The 21,384-nt window shown below is 55.5% G+C and carries 17 protein-coding genes; 14 read left to right on the forward strand and 3 right to left on the reverse strand.

From position 1 onward, the window contains the following. Window positions 1-17 precede the first annotated feature (17 nt). The 8 genes from MJA45_RS13125 to MJA45_RS13160 all read left to right on the forward strand — a co-directional run bounded on the left by MJA45_RS13125 (window position 18) and on the right by MJA45_RS13160 (window position 12,072). Complete coding sequence (locus MJA45_RS13125; protein ID WP_315607696.1) at window positions 18-2,783, forward strand: family 78 glycoside hydrolase catalytic domain; 2,766 nt, start codon at window positions 18-20, stop codon at window positions 2,781-2,783. A 125-nt stretch (window positions 2,784-2,908) separates the two neighbouring features. After that, the gene (locus tag MJA45_RS13130) at window positions 2,909-4,351 is read left to right on the forward strand and encodes a DUF455 family protein (protein ID WP_315607697.1); all 1,443 of its coding nucleotides are present in this window, start codon (window positions 2,909-2,911) and stop codon (window positions 4,349-4,351) included. Then, window positions 4,323-5,705, forward strand: a complete 1,383-nt coding sequence (pepV, locus tag MJA45_RS13135; protein ID WP_315607698.1) for a dipeptidase PepV — start codon at window positions 4,323-4,325, stop codon at window positions 5,703-5,705. The genes MJA45_RS13130 and pepV overlap by 29 nt, the downstream gene beginning before the upstream one ends. Before the next feature lies 1 nt (window position 5,706). Continuing rightward, entirely contained in the window at window positions 5,707-6,762 is a 1,056-nt protein-coding gene (locus tag MJA45_RS13140) for a phytanoyl-CoA dioxygenase family protein (RefSeq protein ID WP_315607699.1), read from the forward strand. Beyond that, window positions 6,759-8,951, forward strand: a complete 2,193-nt coding sequence (locus MJA45_RS13145; RefSeq protein WP_315607700.1) for a hypothetical protein — start codon at window positions 6,759-6,761, stop codon at window positions 8,949-8,951. Before MJA45_RS13140 ends, MJA45_RS13145 begins: the two co-directional genes overlap by 4 nt. Before the next feature lie 49 nt (window positions 8,952-9,000). Beyond that, complete coding sequence (locus tag MJA45_RS13150) at window positions 9,001-9,924, forward strand: phytanoyl-CoA dioxygenase family protein (protein ID WP_315607701.1); 924 nt, start codon at window positions 9,001-9,003, stop codon at window positions 9,922-9,924. A gap of 24 nt (window positions 9,925-9,948) precedes the next feature. Continuing rightward, window positions 9,949-10,758, forward strand: coding sequence for a phytanoyl-CoA dioxygenase family protein (locus MJA45_RS13155; protein WP_315607702.1), 810 nt, complete (start codon window positions 9,949-9,951; stop codon window positions 10,756-10,758). 30 nt (window positions 10,759-10,788) lie between these two features. After that, on the forward strand, window positions 10,789-12,072 hold the full coding sequence (locus tag MJA45_RS13160; RefSeq protein ID WP_315607703.1) for a hypothetical protein: 1,284 nt from the start codon (window positions 10,789-10,791) through the stop codon (window positions 12,070-12,072). A gap of 206 nt (window positions 12,073-12,278) precedes the next feature. Here MJA45_RS13160 and MJA45_RS13165 read toward each other — a convergent pair whose 3' ends face one another. Further along, the gene (locus MJA45_RS13165) at window positions 12,279-12,647 is read right to left on the reverse strand and encodes a hypothetical protein (RefSeq protein ID WP_315607704.1); all 369 of its coding nucleotides are present in this window, start codon (window positions 12,645-12,647) and stop codon (window positions 12,279-12,281) included. A 579-nt stretch (window positions 12,648-13,226) separates the two neighbouring features. Here MJA45_RS13165 and MJA45_RS13170 point away from each other — a divergent pair. Further along, window positions 13,227-13,994, forward strand: a complete 768-nt coding sequence (locus MJA45_RS13170; protein WP_315607705.1) for a helix-turn-helix domain-containing protein — start codon at window positions 13,227-13,229, stop codon at window positions 13,992-13,994. Between the two features lie 115 nt (window positions 13,995-14,109). Here the strand turns inward: MJA45_RS13170 and MJA45_RS13175 are convergent, their stop codons facing one another. Then, entirely contained in the window at window positions 14,110-14,907 is a 798-nt protein-coding gene (locus MJA45_RS13175) for a phytanoyl-CoA dioxygenase family protein (protein WP_315607706.1), read from the reverse strand. A gap of 474 nt (window positions 14,908-15,381) precedes the next feature. On the opposite strand from MJA45_RS13175, the gene MJA45_RS13180 reads away from it, so the two are divergent. The 3 genes from MJA45_RS13180 (at window position 15,382) to MJA45_RS13190 (ending at window position 18,422) form a co-directional block, all read left to right on the forward strand. Then, on the forward strand, window positions 15,382-16,497 hold the full coding sequence (locus MJA45_RS13180) for an aminopeptidase (protein WP_315607707.1): 1,116 nt from the start codon (window positions 15,382-15,384) through the stop codon (window positions 16,495-16,497). A gap of 225 nt (window positions 16,498-16,722) precedes the next feature. Further along, the gene (locus MJA45_RS13185; RefSeq protein ID WP_315607708.1) at window positions 16,723-17,571 is read left to right on the forward strand and encodes a DegV family protein; all 849 of its coding nucleotides are present in this window, start codon (window positions 16,723-16,725) and stop codon (window positions 17,569-17,571) included. Between the two features lie 14 nt (window positions 17,572-17,585). After that, window positions 17,586-18,422, forward strand: coding sequence for a DegV family protein (locus MJA45_RS13190; RefSeq protein ID WP_315607709.1), 837 nt, complete (start codon window positions 17,586-17,588; stop codon window positions 18,420-18,422). A gap of 34 nt (window positions 18,423-18,456) precedes the next feature. On the opposite strand, the gene xerS is transcribed toward MJA45_RS13190, so the two are convergent. Continuing rightward, entirely contained in the window at window positions 18,457-19,536 is a 1,080-nt protein-coding gene (gene xerS, locus MJA45_RS13195) for a tyrosine recombinase XerS (RefSeq protein WP_315607710.1), read from the reverse strand. Window positions 19,537-19,713: 177 nt separating this feature from the next. Here xerS and MJA45_RS13200 point away from each other — a divergent pair, with 177 nt between their 5' ends. Together MJA45_RS13200 and MJA45_RS13205 are read left to right on the forward strand one after the other, a co-directional pair. Next, entirely contained in the window at window positions 19,714-20,112 is a 399-nt protein-coding gene (locus MJA45_RS13200; protein ID WP_315607711.1) for a hypothetical protein, read from the forward strand. A gap of 268 nt (window positions 20,113-20,380) precedes the next feature. Further along, the gene (locus MJA45_RS13205; protein WP_315607712.1) at window positions 20,381-21,367 is read left to right on the forward strand and encodes a lipoate--protein ligase; all 987 of its coding nucleotides are present in this window, start codon (window positions 20,381-20,383) and stop codon (window positions 21,365-21,367) included. The last annotated feature ends 17 nt before the right edge of the window (window positions 21,368-21,384 follow it).

Raw genomic sequence — 21,384 nt, forward strand, 5'->3', positions numbered from 1 at the left:
GTCGGGGAGGAAGAAGGATGCACTTAACCGCCTATCATTTACGAGTGGAATATAAAGAGAATCCGCTGGGCATCGATCGGCTGAGGCCCCGTCTCGGCTGGAGACTCCAGTCCGGCTTGCGGAGGGACGTTCAGTCGGCTTACCGCCTTATAGTGTCTTCCAGCCGGGAGGCGCTGCTCGGGGATTCCGGCGACCTGTGGGATACGGGGAAAGTGCCGTCCGATTGTTCCCAGCATATCGAATATGAAGGAGCCGGCTTGACATCCGGTCAGGAGGTTTTCTGGAAGGTGATGGTTTGGGACCGGGAGGGACGCCCATCCCCATGGAGCGAGCCGGCCGTCTGGTCCATGGGACTGCTGGAACGAAGCGAGTGGAAGGGCAAATGGATCGGCCTGAAATCGCCGCATGCTCCGACCCATGCCGCGCCTAAGCCTGCCGTGTACTTAAGAAAGAGCCTCCAAGTATCCAAGCCGGTCAGGCGGGCTGTCCTGTATGCAGCGGCACTTGGGGCTTATGAGCTTTACCTGAACGGAAGTCCAATCGGCAATGGCTCCTTGAACCCCGATTGGACGGACTACGCCATCCGGCTCCAGTACCAGGCCTTCGATGTGACAGGACAGCTGGCCGAAGGAGGCAACGGCTTGGGGGTTCTGCTCGGCCACGGCTGGTACTCCGGGTATATCGGCATGTTTGGCTATCAGCGGTATGGCAGGGACCCCCGGATTATGCTTCAGCTGAACGTGGAGTACCAGGACGGAACGGTCGAGAAGTCATACACGGACTCTACATGGAAAGCCTCGTTCGGGCCGCTCGTTGCCACGGATTTTCAGATGGGCGAAACGTACGACGCCCGGTTGGCTTTTCCCGGCTGGAAGGAACCGGCGTTCAACGATGCGGAATGGAGGCAGGCGGAGGTCTTTTACGATTACAAAGGCTTTCTGTGCGGGGCGGTATGCCCTCCGGTAAAGCCGGTTATGGAGCTCTCTCCGGTGTCGGTCGAGCGGAAGGAAACCGGCACTTATGTGATCGATATGGGGCAAAACATGGTCGGCCGGCTGCGGGTGCGGTTATCGGGCGAGCCGGGGACCACGGTCATCCTCCGCCATGGGGAGGCTTTGGATGAAAACGGTAACCTGTACACGGATAACCTACGCTTAACCCGCCAGACCGACACGTACATTCTGAACGGGGAAGAGGAGGAGTGGTTTGAGCCGTTCTTTACCGTTCACGGCTTCCGGTATGTGGAGCTATCCGGTTACCCGGATGTTCTAAGCACTGAGGACGTGGTGGGCGTTGTCCTGCACTCGGCCCTGCCGAAGACGGGGACGCTGGAAACCTCCCATCCGCTGCTTAACCAACTGATCTCCAACATCGAATGGACGCAGCGGGGCAACTTCGTAAGCGTACCAACCGATTGTCCGCAGCGCGACGAACGGCACGGGTGGACGGGGGATGCCCTGGTGTTTTTCCGGACGGCCTGCTACCAGCTGGAATCCGCCTCCTTCTTTACCAAATGGCTGACGGATCTAACTGACGCCCAGCGTCCGACCGGCGCTTTCACCGATTTCGCCCCATTTATACCGGGTGGAAAAACGGAGCACGGAGGAGACATGACCTATGACCATACGGCTTCGGCGGGATGGGCGGATGCGGGGGTTCTCGTTCCCTGGATGATGTATCAGGTGTACGGCGACAAGCGGATTCTTCAGGAGCACTACCCGTCCATGATCCGGTGGATCCGGTTCCTGCAAGAAATGCATCCGCGCCATATCCGGGAGGATCTGCCTCAGTATGGAGACTGGCTGTCCATTCCGGAAACCGGGGGGATCGCCGAGCTGCGGAATGTGTCCTCCTTGTCCACGACACCGTACGACGTTTTCGCCACCTCTTATTATGCTTACTCCGTAGGAGTGCTGGCCCTTGTGGCCGAAAAGCTCGGGCGTCACGAGGAAGCCAAGGAGTGGGCAGAGCTCAAGGAGGACATCATGAAGGCCTACCAGAAGGCGTTCATCGACGGTTCCGGCCGGATTAAAGGAGACACCCAATCGGCGTATATGCTGGCACTCGCGATGGATTTGCTTCCAGAGGACCAGCGGCAGGCAGCCGTGGAACGTCTTCTCCAGCTTCTGGAGCAGCGGAACTGGCACCTTTCCACCGGCATTCACGGAACCCGCTACTTGCTGACGCTGCTAGTGGAAGCCGGACAGGAGGAGGCCGCATTCCGGATCATGATGAAAGAGACGTTCCCGTCTTGGCTGTACTCGATTCGGCAGGGGGCTACCACCATATGGGAGCGCTGGGACGGATGGACGGAGGAGAGAGGCTTTCAGCGGGCGGGCATGAATTCCTTGAACCATTACGCCCTCGGTTCGGTCGGCGAATGGCTGTACCGGTATGTGGGAGGAATCGATTACGACGAGCCGGGCTTCAAGCGTATCCGCATCCAGCCGAGAATCGGAGGCGGCCTCGAGTCGGCCCGCTGCCAATATGAGTCGATCTATGGACCCATCGCCTGCTCCTGGCAGCAGGAGGCGGGGAGGCTTCACTTGTCCGTCTCGATTCCCGCCAACACGTCCGCTTCTATCCGCATCCCGCTGAAGGCCGGCCAGAGAATCATAGAAAGCGGCCGGGATCTCGGCTTGTCGGAAGACCTGCGGGTGATCGTTCACGAGAAGGATTATTGTTTGCTCGATGCCGGCTCCGGGGACTATCTGTTTCGGGTCGAAGGCGAGCCGCGGAAAAGTCTGGCCCCCATCGAGGGGCAAGTGCCTTATTCCCGGTAGGTTTGTTCTCAAAAAGACTCCGTATGAGTACGATCATGGGCAGGGAAGCCGAACAAACTCACGGATATGGCACCGGCACGCGCCTATTAAGCCGGACCTAACGGTTAAGCAGAGGAGGAAGGGGAATGTCGGACCAATCTAAGCGGGAGTGGAGCAAAAAAGAACTGCGGCGCATCCCGCAAGCTGCCGGTTTGCGCCGGGCGGCGGCGTTTCAGAGAAGCCTGATCGGCATAACGGGCGCATGGATCGCACGCTTGAGGCATGCCGAGTGCAAGTACATGGCAGCCCGTCACCTGTGGGAATGGGCCGAGATTTTCGATGGCCTGAGGAAGAGGCTTCTGGAAATGCCCGGAGGAAAGCCGGATGCCCCGCTTGAGAATCATTTGAACAGCGTGCTAGAGGAGGCTCTCTTTGCGGCGGATGAAGAGCCCTTTCTGGATGCTCTATATAATGTCCTCCTACCCGCTCTCCGCCGTGCATATCTTGGTTATATTCAGTCCACGGTGGAACTGCCGGACCGTCCTTCCGTTCATCTTCTTAAAGACGCGGCGAGAACTATCGAGCAGCAGCTCCAGGAAGGCCGAGACATGCTCCAGTCCTTCCGGAGGGAGCGTGACACCGCTCCGGATACGGCTTCGGACGTGTCTGCTTCGGGTTCTGACTCCTCTGCCGAATGGGTCCGGCATATGCAAGCCCTCCTCGATACAGCGGGAGGCCTTTCGGGGAAAGCCGAAACGGCAACCGTGGAAGCGAAGCGGCGCTATGCCGGTCGAACTTATCGTTCGCCGGAGATGCAGCACCGGACGGTTGGTTCGCATTACTCCTATGAGCATCCGATCGAAGGGTATTTGTGGTCAAACAACTTGAAGGGCGACCCGTTGATCGAACGGGCCGCTCTGGCCGTCTGGCTGTACAACGAGCTCGACGCGGCCGAGTACCTTTCTCCGATTCTGTATGAAGTGAGAGGCATGCCGTGGGAGTTCTATTATGACGTGGCGAGGCATACCTGGGACGAGGCCCGGCATTCCGAATTCGGGTTAAAGCTCATGACGGCTCTGGGGTTCACTCCCGGGGAGTTTGAAGTGTGGGTGGCGACCTATATGAGCTCCATCCAATTGAAGCCCTATGAACGGTATGCCGCGGTTACGTGCTGGTACGAGCCGGGCAGCTTTCAGGTCAAGCCGGATTATTTGGCAAGGCTCGCGGAAGAAGCCGGAGGGGAAGACCTGGCGGTGGAGCTGCTCCGATTCGATCTGGCCGATGAAACCCTTCATGTCAGCTTCGGCCACAAGTGGGTGGAGAAGCTGATGCGCCATTACGGGGATAGCCGGACGGTGGACGAATTTGTGGCGGAAGTCAAGAAGCTCGGAACGGCCTTGCGGGAAGAGCAGGCGGCCGCCTTCACCCGAACGATGCCGGACGCGAACCGCCATACGCTGGAATCCATTCGGGAGCATATGGAGAGATGGATGGAGGAGAAGGGCAAGGCCATCCCGGTTTATGCCGCGCAAACCAGCACGGAGCATGGAGGGGCCGAAGATGATTGGCGAGAAGGTTCTAGTCTATAGGGAAGACATCCTTCATCATGTCCGGGAGCTGATCCGGATTCGAAGTGTCCTCTCCGAGCCGAAGGAGGGCATGCCTTACGGCGAAGGGGTTCATGCGGCCTTGACCTATGTCCTGCAGCTGGCAGAACAGCTGGGTTTTCGGACGGCCCAGGTCGACGGCCACGCCGGTCACGCGGAATATGGCGAAGGGGAGAAGCTGGCGGCCGTTCTCGTGCATGTGGATACGGTGGCGGAAGGGGACGGCTGGAGCGTTGACCCCTTTCAGGCGCTGCTCCGGGACGGCCGCATTTACGGCCGGGGCGCATCGGATAACAAGGCGGCAGCCATTGCGGCGCTGTTCTGTCTCAAAGCCGTACAAGACTCCGGCTTGCTCCCGAAGAAAAGGATCCGGATTATATTCGGAACGAACGAGGAGAATGGCATGACGGACCTGGATCATTATTTTGCAAAGGAGCCGCTGCCCGACTATGGCTTCACCCCCGATGCGGCTTACCCCATCATCCATGCCGAGAAAGGCTATTACGTCATCCGGCTGTCCGTGGAGCACCCGTCCAGTCCGGTGACGCTTACCGGGGGAACGGCTCCCAACGTGGTGCCCGACCGCTGCCGAGCCGATATCGACCGTATCGCCCTGGGGGAGAAGTCTTTGGAGCCTCTCCTTCAACAAGCGGCAGCTTCCGGAAGGATCGAATGCTCACCCGAAGAGAACCGAATCCGGCTGACAGCGGCAGGCAAGAGCGGCCACGGCTCGTACCCGCCGTCTGGAATCAACGCCGTCTCGATCCTCGTTGAACTGCTGCAGGGGCTTCCGTTCGTCGGCGGGCCGATGAACCTGATCCGTTTTGTGGGAGAGAAGATCGGCCGGGAGGCGTTCGGCGAATCCTTGGGGCTCGCGGTCAGCGATCCGGTACACGGCCGGCTTACCATCAACCTGGGACAGATGGAGGTAAGGGATAAGGAAAGCATGGCCCTGCTTAATTTGAGATACCCGGTTACGGAGAATGGACCGTCCCTTATCGACTCGTTACGCGAAGCGGCATGGGAATATGGGATCCGCGTAGAGGTGTTACAGCATCTGGAGCCGCTGTATGTTCCGCCGGATCATCCGTTGATCCGCAAGCTTTCCCGGGCGTATGAGGCGGTGACGGGCGAGAAGGCCGAGCTGCTTTCCATCGGCGGGGGGACCTATGCCCGTAAGCTGCAAAACCGCGGAGTTGCCTTCGGACCCGGCTTCCGGGGAACGGACACGAAAGCGCATCAGCCCGACGAGTTTGTACCGATCGATGATTTGATGCGGCATGCCGTCATTTGCACGCAGGCCATCTTCGAAATGCTGGATGAGGAGGAGGGATAGCATGACTCTACAGCGTGCCGCGTTTTCCCGCCCCGAGCGTTACCGGGTGAGTGTAGAGGAATACAAGTTCTACCACCGGAACGGTTATCTCATCGTCCGGTCACTGATCGCTCCCGAGGATATCGTGCGTCTTCGCGAGTGGGCGGACGATATCCTATACGGCCGGGTAGAGGTGCCCGGGCTGCCCCCGGTCGGGCCTCACACCCCGGTGGACCAGCTCGTGAAACGCTTTACCCGTATCCATATGCTACACCGCTCTCATCCCACGGCTGAATGGGGACTTCTCTACCCGATGGTGCTGGATGTCGTGGAGGCGCTGGTCGGTCCCGACGTATTGGCGCTTCAGTCGATGAATTTCTTTAATCCGCCGGGCCAAGGGGGCCAGGGCTGGCACCAGGATGCCTATTACATACCGACTTACCCGGAAACGCTGATCGGGGCCTGGTTCGCCCTGGAACGGGCGGATGAAGAGAACGGCTGCCTGTGGGTTGCGCCCGGCTCGCACTGCGAGCCGATCTATCCTCCCGTTCAGCAGAACTTGCCATCGGTTCATTCGCTCGAAGCCTTCCGGAATCTCGATCCCATTGAGAATGTGAGTCATCTGGACGATGAGATCAATACGCTGTCCCTCCGGGCTGCCCTCTATCCCGAGAAGATTCCGGTCCTGCTGGAGGCAGGCGACGTTCTGTTCTTTCACAGCCACCTGCTGCACCGGTCGTATCCGAACCGGTCCGCCACAAGGTTTAGACGTTCCTATGTTTGCCATTATTGCAATGCCAGATCGTGGGTTCCCTGGAATCATGGGGCGCCCTTCAAAGGACCGGCGGCCAATTCCCTGCATATCCTGGCCCGCGGCGAGACCCATTTGCCCTATGCCCGTCCAGCTTACGGCACTGTAGTGGAGACCGTCTCCCCTAAACAGGCTGGGACCGGGAAAGCTATGCCTGGCCGAATGATGGGAACGGGGGACGGGATGATGGCGGATCAGCCGCATAGGAGGATGGAGGAAGACCGAGAGAAGGATGGCAATCGAGAAGAGGGGGAGATGGGCTCATGAACCGGCAGGCCTATGTGGAGTATATCCAAGCAGCGGTACTGGAAGGACGGAGGCAGTATGAGAGGAGCATCGAGAACTGGAGGCAATCGTTCGATCCAGACCGCTTCCTCGGCATGTACATTCCTCCGGGAAACATCCCCATTCAAGCGCAAACGGAAGGCTTCCTGTACCAAATCACCGGCGAGCGCGAGTATGGCGAGCAGGCGAAGCGGATGCTCCTGGCAATCGAAGAATTCAAATCCATCATTCCGGAGAGCATTGTAAGCCGTCATCCGGAGTACGCGAACGGAATTCCATCCTTTGAAACGATGTTTCAAGGAACGCATTATATTCAAGGCTATTTGTCCATCAAAGGTTCGGATTTGGTAAACGAAGAGGAAACCCGCCAAATTGAGGACTCCATCCGCAGCGCCATCCATGGCATGCTGCATTTCCCCGAATGGGGGGCGCATAACCGCTCTATGCTGAGGGTTCATGCTTTATCGCTTGCCATCACCGCCTTAGGAGAGACGGACGAAACTAGGGAATGGGCCAGGCTTAGGGACGTACTCGCCGAAGAATCCTTCGGCCGGTGGTCCATTGAGGATTCGGAGCTTTATTTGCCGCTTTGGCTTATTTCCTGCATCGTTTACGCCGAGCATACGGGCAGGGAAGAGGAGTATTACGCCAAGCCGCAGACGAAATATTATTTTGATTATATCACCCAGGCCATCACTCCTTATGGTCAGATCCCGGACTTCGGCGACTCGCACTATAACTGCAACTGGTACCTGTGGTATGCCTGCCTGCAAAAAGGAGCCTCCCGCTACCGGTGCGGGCAGATGAAATATGCCGCCGAGCGGATTCAGGAGTATGCCGCCCGGCAAATCGAAGGGCCTCCGTCCGTCTTTCTGGCCGCGTATTACAGCTACGCTTATCTATGGGGGGACGACACCCTCGATCCCGTAAAGCCGGATTGGAAAAGCGGGCTGCTGCTCGAGGACGTGATCGGCAAGAAGATCTTGTTCCGGGACGGCTCCCATGAAGATGCCGGGTATTTCCTTCACAACTTCCGGGATGAAGGCGATTATGCTTATACCCCGCGTGAATACCTGCGCCGTACGATCAACGCTCCCGCGGAGAAGGCCCATCACGGTCATGCCGACGAGAACGCCGTGCTCATGCTCGCGAAGCAGCAAAACATTCTCCTGCACGACGGAGGGTACCGGGACCAGGCCCCCAATGGCAAATACCGCGCGGACATTTATCACAACCGCCTTGTCTTTCGCGAGGGACAGCCCGGTGAAGAGGGCTCGATGTATGAGTTCATTCATGACGACGGAACCTATCGGCGCGTGACAACGGAGCTGCTTCATTTTCATACCTTTGGGGGGATCGAATACTCCCGTACCCGGTTGAACGACCCTTACCGTCAAATGCTTTGGGACCGAGCCATTACCTATTTGAAGGAGGAAGGGGTTTACCTCGTTATGGATTGGACCGTTTCGCAGGCGGATCAATGGCTCAGCACCGTGAACCTGTGGCATCCGGGAAAGGTTCTGGAGGCGCGGGACGATTACTTTGTCGGGCAGGTTCAGCATATTTACCGGTACCCGGGGGATACGCAGCCGTTCGTCAACCGCAAGGAGCTGGCCCTGCTGATCGAGTTCCCCGGAAGCGGGCGCCGGAAGGGGCATGAAGAGATCAGACGCTGCTATGGGGAGAGCGATATGATCTATGAAGCGGACAGCCGGCATGCTCCAGCCGGAAGCATGAACGTTTTCGTCACGGTTTTAACTCCTTTCGCGGTACAGGACAAAGCGGAGGACTACGCCGGGAGGGTAACGGTGGCTTCTCTTTCGCCGGAGAACGATCAGCTGGCCCTGACCTACCGCCGTCCGGGTCGAACCATCGAGTTGGCCTATAAGCTCGATTTGAACAAAGGCCTCTTGGACACCCCCCATTATCCCAAATATTCGTGGGACGAAAGCCGGCTCGCGTATGGAAGCATCGAATCCGATGCGGATTTTGCGTTCGTGGATCGGGACGCTTCCGGTGAAGGGAGCTATGGATTCGTCAATGGAGCCGGCATCCGCTTGGAGGATAGGGATCTCTACTTAACCCCGGTCATGTCCTCCTATCAATTTCATACCGGGACGTACTTAACGGCCCATCACAAATGGAGGGCGTGGACCGGCCCGATCGGCTGACGGTTCTTCCCGAACGGAAAGAAGAACAAACCAAAGGAAGGATGGGAACATGAGCATGGAAGCGAAGGACCCGGAGATGCTTATTGCGGATGCAGCCGTTCAAGAAAGCATCACGGAGGAGCAGCAGCAATTTTTTCTGGACAACGGTTTTTTGGTTATCCGCAACGTGCTGCGGGGAGCCGAGCTTGAGCTAATTCAAGCGGAAATGATGAAGCTGGTGGACCAAGGGGCGGCCGGTATGGCGGGGGACCCCGATTACAGCTACGGCACAGGGGTCAAAAGCGGAGGCCGTATCCTGAAACGAATCGAATACGTCATCGACAAAAGCGACCCGATGAAGGCGCTGCTCGGGCAACCTTTTATTCTGCGAAGCGTGGAGAAGCTTCAGGGGCGGAATTTTATCCCGACCTGGGATTCGATGGTGCTGAAAATGCCGGACGAGGGCATTATCGTCCCGTGGCACCGGGATGCCGAAGTTCCGGAAGGCGCCGATCCGGCCAAGCCGATCTTTAACGTGGATTTTTACCTGGATGACGCGGATCTCCGAAGCTGTTTGTGGGTCATCCCGGGCAGCAACCGCTGGTCCCAGGAGCAAGCCGCTCTGCGCTGCAAACGGGAAGGCTTCGACACGTCGGATGCCATTCCCGTTCCGATGAGGGCGGGCGATGTTATTCTCCACGACATTACGGTGGTCCACGGGTCTCCGAGCGGAGACGGCAACGCCTTGAGGCGCACGGTCTATTACGAATTCCGGCCGGGAGATACTGAAGCGGAGTTTGGTCCCCATACGCTGGAGTATCTCTCCCTAAAGCAGCATATGCTGGTGGATTGCCTGGAACGGAGAAAAGCGGCCGGTTATGCGAAAGGGGAGACGGCATTCGAGTATCGGCCCCACGGGGCTTTCCGCTTGCACGGGGTTCGGAAGCCGCCCACCTATCGGTACGCGCATGCGGATTATTGGCGGCAGGGATAACTTTTGCTTTAGGAGGCTGGTGTAATGGAACTACAGCAGTTAAGCGAGGAGCAGAAGGAGTTCTACCGTACAAACGGCTACCTCCTCGATCTGGCTCCCGTTTACACGGAAGCGGAAATGAAGCAGCTGAACCGGGACCTACAGGAATTAACGAAGCGGCTTGAGCCCGGCGAGACCATGAAGGACATTCGGGAATGGCATATGTCGAGCACTTGGCTGTACGAGATCTGTACCCATCCTCAGCTGCTCCGCTATGTGGAGGGAATCCTGGGGCCGAACTTTTATGTGTGGGGCTCCCAATTTTTCGCCAAAGCCCCAGGTTCCCCCGATACGGTGGCGTGGCACCAGGATGCGTACTATTGGCCGCTTCATCCTCACCATACGGTTACCGTATGGCTCGCCTTTACTGACGTGGATGAAGAGAATGGGGCCATGGGGATCATCCCGGGCAGTCATAAAGCCGGCCTGATCAAGCACCGGAACGTCAGCGGGGACTCCGTCCTTACCCTGGAGCTGGAGCAGGGTACCTTCAACGAGTCGGCGGCAAAGCCGCTTCGGCTGAAGGCCGGGCAGGTTTCGCTGCACGATGACGCCATCGTCCACGGGTCGCCCGCTAACCCTTCCGACCGTTGGCGGATCGGCCTGACGATCCGCTATTCCGGAACGAAGGTGAAATGCGACCTTTCCCGGGCGCCGCAGTTTCGTGCTTATCTGGTGAATGGCACAGATGAATTTCTCCATAATCCCCAAGGAGAGCTGCCTATCGAGAAATTCGCACGGCTGCCAAAGGAATTCCATATTGCGAGTGCGGATGAATACGAAAGCGGCCAATAAAAAGGATTTACCACGGAAAGGAGGGGACCTATGGGGCTGTCGCCATTTATGGAGATCCGGCAGTGGGACCGTGTCGGCTTACCGGTAGGGGAGTGCTCCCGAAGGCTGCAGCGCCTCGCTTATTTGGACCGAGCGTGCATGAAGGTGGAAGCCGGGCACATGATCGCCAGGCCCGAATATGAGGTGAAAGGGGCCTTGGGCCGCTTGGTCTGGCAGGATGCCGAGCACCACAATCAGCTCCGCGGCCGCTGCCAGCAGCTGCGCATGAGCTCGGTCGCCTTTGACAAGTGTCCCGATGAAGACCTCCGCTTCCTCATGGAGGAAGCACTGAAATCCTCCTCCACGCTGGAGCTGCTGGTGGCTCTCTTCGGGGTCATCAAGCCCGCCCAGCTGAAGGCGATCGAGGCATACCGGAAGGAAACGCAGCCGCTCGTTGACGAGCCTACGCTGCATCTGCTTGCCCACCAGGAGATGGACCGAAAGAAACAGCTTGCCTGGGGGGAAGAGGCGATCATCGAGCTGTCGGACTCTCTTCCGGAGGAGACGATCGAGGAAGCGAGGCGATGGGGGGCTTATCTGGAGCATTTGCTGAGCTTGGCCGGAGGGGTAGATGGTAAACATGCCAAACCGGACAAGGATCCGGCCCAGACGGTTGAACGGGAAGATTTTGTCCTGCCGAAGAAGAGTGCCAGGGATGGGAGGTTCCGCACCTCGGAGCTGAAATTCGACGGCATGCACCTGGACGCGACCGAGCAGGGCCGCTTTCGAACGATGCTCTATCACCGTTTCTTTGAAATGTCTCCGGCAGAGGGAATTGCCCGGGTTCATTATCTGTCGGAGAACAAGCCTTGGGGCTTCTATTACGATACAGCTCGCCATCTGTGGGACGAAGTCCGCCACTCCTGGTTCGGAGAAGCCGCTCTCCGGGCGAGGGGAGAGGACATCTACGAGGCGCCCAACTGGGTCGGCTGGCACGATATGGCGGCGAATGCGTTCAGCGTGGAGGAAGCCTACATTCACCTGACGATCGCGATTGAGAAGGCGGGAATGAAATATCCGCCTGGGAAGCGGGAGGAATGGGAGTTTTGCCGGGATGTGGTGCAGGACCCGCTGATGACCACCTTCCAGGATTTCGATTGGGCCGATGAAGTGATTCATGCCGGCTTCGGCCAGAAGTGGATCGTGGAAACCGTCTTCGGAGGCGATACCCGGAAGGCCATGGAGGCGGCGGACCGCACGGTGAAGATAAGGCAGGCCTACATGGATCGGCTGCAGGGGAAGCAAACGGACAACGGGTTCGCGGGAAACTATTGATAGGTGTGAGTGGAAGGTCAAAGAAGAACCCCCTTGGGTCTAACCATAGGGGGTTTGTTATCTTCGCGTTCCAAGTAAAAGTTACAGTCTTTGCTATTCATTTACAACATCCTAAAACGGCTGCTGATCGCAAGGGATCAGCAGCCGTTTCTTAACGCATGGTCATCCTGTAGGTGACCCCATCAGGTTGCCCCTGTAAGCGGGCATTAGAATACAAGGATAACTCCTTCTACCTGCACGGTTGCCGTGCCTACGTTGGTGATTCGGAGCTTGACTGTTCCGGCAGGAAGAACGAACGGCAGGACGACGACACGGTTGCCTGAGACCGTAACGCTGTTGCTAACCGGTACGCCGGTCGCAGCGTTGACGAATTGATAGCGGACCACCGTAGTCCCGGTTGCCCCGACCGCACGGCGCTGGAATGCGATGACTTCTCCCCGGTTGGTCACCCGGGTCAGCTGGAGAGAACGGGTAAGGCGCGATGTTCCCGGCAAAATATTGAGGAAGCGGAACGTGACAAGCCGACGAATAAAGGAAGCAGTCCGTGTGAGGGACATCCTAAGTTTTCCTTTCATGGTCTTCACCTCCCATCCGTACAGATACGATAAGATATGCATGCATATCACCGCCCGTATAGACAGAAGAGAAATTAGTGTTCGATTTTTTGGTAAGGACGGAAACGGGTCGCTTGACCGCGTGGAAACGATCCAAATCGAGCTTCGGTACACTACTAGTGGTAACGACAAGAAACGAAACTCACTTCCAAGATACTCAGGCTCAGCTTCTTCGAGTTTTCAGGAGGGTGGAGCGGAATCTCGCCAAAAGCCCACCTATCAGCAAACGATCCATAAGACAAAATTAGAGTGGAATTTAGACCTGCAGTTTCACGGTGTAATCAGGTTCAGCGGATGTAGATGAAGAGATTCGAGGAGAAATCATTCTGTAAGAAAGGTTCGTTACAAATACTTATCCTATGCGGCGTATGGCCGTACCGACGACCAAGTGGGCAGACAACATAATTTCATAATTGTGATGTTACAACTAGTTAATAATGATTTCACAACCGCTAGTTGAAGACTCTCGTACACCTCCATACTAAAAATAAAGAAAACACGCTATTGTAAAGGTAAAGGTGACAAGGAGGTTTTGTTCGAATGGCTGAATTAGGCAAGATTGGTGTAAAAATTGCTCAACTGCGGCGATCCCGTGGCCTAACCCAGGAAGAACTGGGGAAGCACGTATCCGTGTCTGCACAAGCGGTATCCAAATGGGAGAAGGGGGACTCTCTACCTGATCTTTCCATTATCGTGGAGCTGGCGGATATTTTTGATTGTTCGACGGATTATTTATTAGGGCGGAAAGGCGGACTCCGATCGCTGCTGCCCCAGATTCGTGAAGCGTTTGTCAACATGACGATAGAAGATAAAATCGGATTCCTTGGTGATATTATCACAGCAGCAGAAGTCTCGATACTTGCGCCGCCGGTTGGAGCGCATCCTTCCATGGTACACATTCACCTGGGTCCAGCGGGGATCGGTCTATGGGCAAAGGATCGGCTTGTCTGCATAGCGACGACGACGTTTTTGAATGAAGCCGTGGAAACATTAGAGAAAGAAGCCGAGTTCCCGCTCACCCTTCTGCCCGATGAAATTCGTCTTGTCCTATTAGCCCTCTTGCGGGACATGGATGATTTGAAACCGGACTATGCGGTGGATGAAAAGACGCTACAGTCGCTCTTGCCAAACACTTTAAATTTCGACCATATCCTTGTAAAGTGTATAGAGCTTGGGTTTGTAGACCGGGTAAGAGGCGGCTACCGGCTTAATTTCAAGGCTGATCTTGCCGTGCGATTACTGGCCATCCTTCATCAAACGATCAACAAGCAGGGAACGATGAATGTAACAGTGGGGAAACCTAAGTAACCGCCTTTGAAATAACGACAGAAGATAGCTTAACAAAACAGCGGCAGTCCAGGACTTTATTTTCCGTCCAAGGCAGCCGCTGTTTCTATAAGGAAGCCCATACTTATCTATTTCGCTAAACGCCGCGGGCAAGAAGAGGGAAGAGTCCGCCGCGGATCGGCTGGTCCTTCTCAAGCGGCTGTCCGTTCGTCACCGCGTGGGACTTGCCGCTGTACGTGGTACCATCCGGCATGAAGATGATCGCGAGCGCCCGGCGGGGCTTATCGGTTACATTCGCATGCGCGAAGTGAAACGTGAGGCCGTCATGGAACGTAGCGCTTCCCGCCTTCATGCGGCAGATGACCGATTGGGATTGGTCATGCCCGGTTCCTTCCGCGTATTGAAAAAGATCCTGGGGATCCGACAGGCTGATCGGGTTAAGCTTGCCGGCCCGGCGGGACTCTGGAACGAACATCATGCAGCCGTTGTTCTCGTCGACATCGTCCAGCGCGATCCAGATCGACAGCGCTCCGTCCTCGTTCATCGGCCAATAGGTGGAATCTTGGTGCCAAGGCGTCGGCTTGGAATCGCCCGGCATCTTCAGCAACGCATGGTCGTGGAACAAACGGATCCCGGAAGCTCCGGTCAGCAGCCGGGCCATTTCGGCGAATCGTGAATGGGTGGTGTACCGGGCCATACCCGCGTGATCTCGCCACGTATTGACCCGTTGGTTCAGCACCCGGTAATAAGCGCCGCCGTGCTGGTCGGTTTGCAGGGACATGCCTTGGTCGGCTCCCATTACCTCATCCATGTATTCCCTTAGCTCGGCCAACTCTTCGGAAGTCAGAACGTCATTCACCTGAACGAAGCCGTTCTGGCGGTAGAAATCAATCTGCTCCTGCTTAAGCAGGCCCTGTGTTACCATTTGGCTCATCGGATCTCTCCCCTTCGACCTTGGTGATGCTTATCCCGGAAGGAAGCGTAAACTCCATTCCAGATTCAAGCATTTGTTGTTTTAAGTGTAGCTTATGGAAAGGGAGCTTTCTTGGAGGATTTGCTAACGATTATTGGTGATCTGCCAAACTACACGGTTGACCTTCTCGAAGAGGAGCATGACCTGATGAAGAGATGGAGTCCCCATGGGCAACCAAGAAGGGGGAAGAGCGGAGGTTAACAGAAGCAAGAGGGAAGGTAGGTAGACCACATCAGCAGAAACTATCCAGTCCAGTGTGGGCCGTTTATCTGCTAGTTCCGGATTCCGCGATTAGTTTGTATACATAATAAATGTTATGTTAACTTATGGGGTTCAGCATTCCGCCCGACTTGAATAGGACCCGAACTCTATGACACAATAGGTAAGATATCTCTTCCTACAAAACCCATTCCCCATACAAAAGGAGACATACTTATGCTAGATCCCCGACTATCCAAGCTGGCCGATGGGCTGGTTAATTACTCGACCCGGGTGCAGCCCGGCGAGAATGTTCTCATTGAAGCCTTCGGAATCGAACCAGCCCTTGTCAAGGAAGTGGTTCGTCTCGTGCAGGAGGCAGGCGGATATCCGTACGTTAACCTGCGGGACCAGTCCGTTACCCGAGCCCTGCTAATGAATGCGACGGAAGATCAGATCCGAACTTGGGCAGAATTCGATCAGCACCAGATGGAGAAAATGCAGGCCTACATCGGAATCCGCGGCGGAAGCAACATCAATGAGCTGTCGGATGTTCCGGAGGAGAAGCTGAAGCTGTACTCCAGTCTGTACTCCCATCCGGTTCATCTGCAAACGCGGGTGAAAAAGACCAAATGGGTCGTGCTACGCTATCCGAATCCATCTATGGCGCAGCTCGCCAATCAGAGCACGGAAGCGTTCGAGGATTTCTATTTCAATGTCTGTACCCTCGATTATTCCAAAATGTCGCAGGCCATGGATTCCCTCAAGGACCTGATGGACCGCACCGACCAGGTTCAGATCAAAGGCAACGGGACGGATCTTCGCTTCTCGATCAAAGGAATCGGCGCCATCAAGTGCTCCGGCGAGAACAACATTCCTGATGGAGAGGTGTTTACCGCGCCGGTCCGGGATTCGGTGAACGGGGTCATTTCTTTCAACGCGCCTACCCCTAATGATGGCTTCACTTACGAAAATGTCGTATTGGAATTCAAGGACGGCAAGATCATCCGGGCGGAAGCGAATGATACCGAGCGCCTTAACAAAGTCCTCGACACCGACGAAGGGGCGCGCTATATCGGAGAATTCGCCATTGGGGTCAACCCGTTTATCCGGGAGCCGATGAAGGATATTCTCTTCGATGAGAAGATTGACGGAAGCTTTCATTTCACCCCCGGCCAATGCTACGACGAGGCTTACAACGGCAACCAGTCTTCCATTCACTGGGATATGGTATGCATCCAGCGCCCCGAGTACGGCGGAGGCGAAATTTGGTTCGACGGCAGACTGATCCGCAAAGACGGACGGTTTGTGGTGCCGGAGCTTGAAAGCCTTAACCCGGAAAACTTGAAATAAGCTAGCGTCTTGTGAAGACACTCGTTCCAAAACGGGTGTCTTTTTGCTGTTCTTGAAGAAGAGGAAATATTTTTGCCGGCTGATGCCGCCGAAGGGAAAAGGTTATTTACAGAGGGGCAGAGCCCCTGTAAAATGAGTACTTGCTGGAAAGAAGAAATGTATAATTAATTTAGTTTATAATTAATATTATTAATTAATAGGATTAATTAATCAGGAGGACATCGAATGGCACCCGTTCAAATTTTTACCGACAGCACCAATGATTTAACCCCCGAGCTGCTGGAGCGGCATGGAATCGGTGTAGTTCCCCTGTATGTTACTTTTGGCGAGGAGTCGTACCGGGATGGCGTGGATATGTACCCGGAGCTTCTGTACCGCAAAGTGGAAACGGGAGGACGGCTGCCGAAGACCGCCGCGCCGTCTCCGGCCGACTTTTTGAATGCATTTGAACCGGCGGTCGGGGAAGGGAAAGACATCGTGTACATCGGGCTTTCCTCCGCCTTGTCTTCCACGGTGCAGAACGCTTCTCTTGCGGCTTCTCAGCTTCCAGAAGGCCGGGTCCGGGTCGTGGACTCTTATAACCTGTCGACGGGTATAGGCATTCAGGTTCTGACGGCAGCCCTGGCGGCGGAAGAAGGGAAGTCGGCTGCCGAGATTGAAACGCTGGTGACCGATATCCGTACTAGAGTAGAGACGGCGTTCATTATCGACACGCTGGATTATCTTTACAAGGGCGGAAGGCTGTCGAGCCTGCAGAACTTCGTAGGAAGCCTCTTGAAAATTCGTCCGATCGTCAAAGTGGTGGACGGCTCTATGATTTTGGCCTCCAAAATTCGCGGCCGACGGGAGAAGGCCCTTGATCAGCTGCTTCAAAATGTTTTGGCCGAACGTGACCATCTGGACAATAGTATTCTGATTGTTACGCACTCCATGGCTTATGAGGAAGCCCAGTTCGTGAAGCACCAGCTGGAGGCTCACACAGGAGCCAGGCAGGTTCTTCTGACTGAGACGGGCTGCGTCATTTCCAGCCATTGCGGACCCGGGACGGTCGGGGTTATTTATATCAACAAGTAGAGATGGGGAAATAGATGAGCATCCAGATTATAACAGACGGCAGTTCGGATTTACCTGCAGGCTGGAGGGAGAAGGCGGGGGTCCATGTAGTTCCCTTGAAAGTAATGTTTGACGAAGAGGAGTCCACCTCGGAAATGGATGCCGGAGAATTCTACGAGCGGATGAAGCAGGGGAAATCCCTGCCCAAAACCTCAAGCCCTAGTCCTCATGATTTCCTGCAGGCTTATCGGAAGTCGGCAGACCGCGATCTTCTCGTCATCTGCCTGTCTTCGGGCCTCAGCAGCACTTATCATCATGCTTTGATGGCCAAAGAAATGCTCCTCGAAGAAGGCTTCGCAGGAATCATTGAGGTGCTCGATGCCCGTACGACTTCCCTTGGATTGGGGGTGCTGGTTATGCAGGCGGCCCGCCTTGCCGCATCAGGCAGAGGCATCGAAGAGACGGCCGCGTTCGTTCGCAGCCGAATCCCCCACACGGCGACCTTGTTTACTTTGGATACCTTGGAGAATGTTATCAAGGGAGGGAGACTCGACCGGTTCCGTGGAACCGTTGCCACCGTGCTTAACATCAAGCTCCTCATGCAGGCGAGTGAGGAAGGGACCCTGGAGCTTGTTGAGAAATGCCGGGGCAGGCAGAATGCCGTCCGCCGGCTCATTGACTTCGTAGGAGAGAAGGAAACCGAGCTCGGCGACCGCGTGCTCGGCATCGCACACTCCAACTGCCTCGACAGAGCCTTGGCGGTGAAGGAGGAGATCGAGAAGCGGTATTCCTTCCGGGAAATCGTGGTGTCGGATATGGGACCGGTCATCGGGACCTATGCAGGAGAAGGCGGTCTTCTCCTGGCTTTTTAGGGCGGGCCCGCGGCATTAAGCGGGTCTACATTTGTCAGCCTTTGCGGTTGTCGATGGCGCGGGACATGGTTTTGTCGGTAAGATGGGCATAGATTTGAGTCGTTTCCGGGGAGGCATGCCCGAGCTGCTCCTGGGTTTTGTACAGGTCGTTCTGCAAATAATAATCGGTGGCGAATGAATGCCGGAGCATGTGAACCCTCAGGTAAGGTTTGCCGAACCGCTTCGCGTATTTGATCACCATTTCCTGGATCGCGCGCTTGGTCATGCGCTTTCCTTCCTTTTGCCCGTTCGGTATCGTGAGGAACAGGGCTTTTTCCTTTTTGGGCGGATGGTACGCGGTGGAGCGCAAGGACAAGTAGTGGGCCAGATCATCCCGGGCTTCCTGGCGGAAATAGACGGCGGTCTTAAAGGCGTCTTCGCTGCTTCCTTTGCGCTGGATGTGGACGAGCTTAAGGTTCAGATCAATATCCTCGACCGACAGGTTGACGACTTCGGACACACGCAGGCCCGAATGCAGAATCAGGCTCACGATGCACGCATCTCTTGTTTTGTTCAGCCGGTAGGAATGAAGGGCCTGCTTGTTATCGGCTATATCCTCCCCATAGCCTTCGTGAAGGTAAGCGATGAACTCGTCGATCTCGCTCTCCTGCAGCAGCTTACCTTCGAGCCGGCCCGCCCGTTCCTTCGGCTTCTGCGTGCGGCGGATCTCCACCTTCGCCATCACATTTCGCTTGAGAAGAGGATAGAAATTCTCGTCCTCGGCTATTTGACTGAGGTAATGGAACAAGGATTTCAAAGAAGAAAGCTTGCGTGTGATCGTCGTTCGGGTGTTGGCCTGCTCCCGGCGGGAGGCCAGATAAGCTTTGAACAAGTCGATATGCTCGGCATGCAGCTTCTCCAGATCCTCCAGCGTGATGGCACCGATAGACCCAGCGGAGGACAGCCCCTCGGCGAGCATCCAGGAGAAGAAAGCTTCATAATCCCGGACGTATTCGAGTAAAGTGGAAGGGGAGAGATCGGGAAGCTTATGGTGAACGAAATTATCGATATACCAGGGCATGGAAGGAAGCCGGGACTCCAGGTCCTGACGGGCTTTGATACGGAAAACGTTCATAGGACACCTCGCAAGGAATATCCTTCTATTATTTCATAAGTTCCCGGGAATGTGAACGCACGTTCGCCGCTTTCTTTTGCAGAGGGTCGGGAAGGTATGGTATGCTACTCAAAAGATGCCGTCAGGCCGTTCAACCGGACAAGTCCTTTAGTAGAAGCCGTAAAGGAGGCAGGACGTATGTACAATGATTTTATAAGCATCAAGGAAATGGGCGGGGAGCTGAAGCTCTCGCATAAGAACCACCATCTTGGCTTAACCGTTTCTACCCGGGAGCTCGTTATTCAGAAGCCGCACGTCAATTACCACGTCGCGCTTTCAAGTATTGTAAGTATTATGCCTTATGAGTTCCACGGCTCCCGTAAGCTGACCATTACGAATCAGAACGCTTCCGGGAGAGAGTTCACGAATCATTCCGTCGGCTCCCGCCATTTCAAAATTTACGCCACGGACGTATGGATGCATAACCGCAGCGGAATTTATAGGATCGGCCCCACGGAGTTCATCCTGCCGATTATCGGCGAAATTCTGGAAGCCGTCTCTCATTACGGGGGAATGGATGCGATTAGGACCGGATAAAAAGAGATAGCGTGCCATAGACATGAATAACCAAGCAGAGAGCGGGGAAATCCGCTCTTTTTTTGTTTAAATCTGACCCAATCGACACGATTCGCTATATTTATAATTAATGTTATAAACAAATTATGCAATTAACCATTAAAAAGATTAACGTTTGCCGTCGAAAACGGTCGGAATGTTTTCATTCTTGCTATTTCCGGTGGTATAATGCGGAGAGGATGTAAGTCAGCCGGCCGCCCAGGCCGCTTGCCGCAAAGGAGAATTAACCATGCTTTTTATAGACAATCAGGGAATTACGGATCCCCGGGTCAACCTGGCCATAGAGGAATTTGCTTTGAAGCACCTGCCCCCGGAGGAAGATTATCTCCTCTTCTATATCAATGAGCCTTCCATCATTATCGGGAAGAACCAGAATACGCTGGAAGAGATCAATGCGGAGTATGTCGAAAGAAACGGCATCCATATTGTCAGGAGGCTATCGGGCGGCGGTGCCGTCTATCATGACCTCGGCAATCTGAACTTCAGCTTCATCACTAAGGATGACGGCCAATCGTTTCACAATTACCGCAAATTTACCGAACCCGTCGTGCAAGCCCTTCGTCAGATGGGGGTAGAGGCCGAGCTGTCGGGACGCAACGATATTCAAGTAGGCGAGCGCAAAATATCCGGGAACGCGCAATTTGCGACGAAGGGCCGCATGTTTACCCATGGTACCCTCCTATTCAACTCCGAAATGGAGAACGTCGCCTCCGCGCTTAAAGCGAACCCTGAGAAATTCAAATCCAAGGGAGTCAAGTCCATCCGCAGCCGGGTCGCCAACATATCGGAGTTTCTGAAGGAACCGATGACCATCGAACAGTTCCGCCAGTCGCTGCTTTCCTCGATCTTCGGAGGGGGCGAGGTCCAAGAATACCGTTTGACCGACAAGGATTGGGAAACCATTCGAAGCATCTCGGAAAGCCGGTATCGCAACTGGGACTGGACGTACGGCCGTTCACCCGAGTTTAACGTGAGGGAAGTGCGCCGCCTTTCGACAGGAACGTTTGATGTTAGGCTGCATGTTGTCGGCGGAATCATTCGCCAGGCTTCCATTTACGGCGACTTCTTCGGGGTTGGCGAGGTGGCCGATGTGGAGGGCCGATTGAAGGATGTCCGCTACGATGCCGCTTCGGTGCGCGAAGCACTAGCCGGTCTGGATTTGAAGCAATACTTCGGCCCTCTGGAAGAAGAGGAATTTTACAGCCTCCTGTTCTAAGGAGACCGACTATATAG

The organism is Paenibacillus aurantius (genome assembly GCF_032268605.1).
Taxonomy (GTDB): Bacteria; Bacillota; Bacilli; order Paenibacillales; family NBRC-103111; genus Paenibacillus_AO; species Paenibacillus_AO aurantius.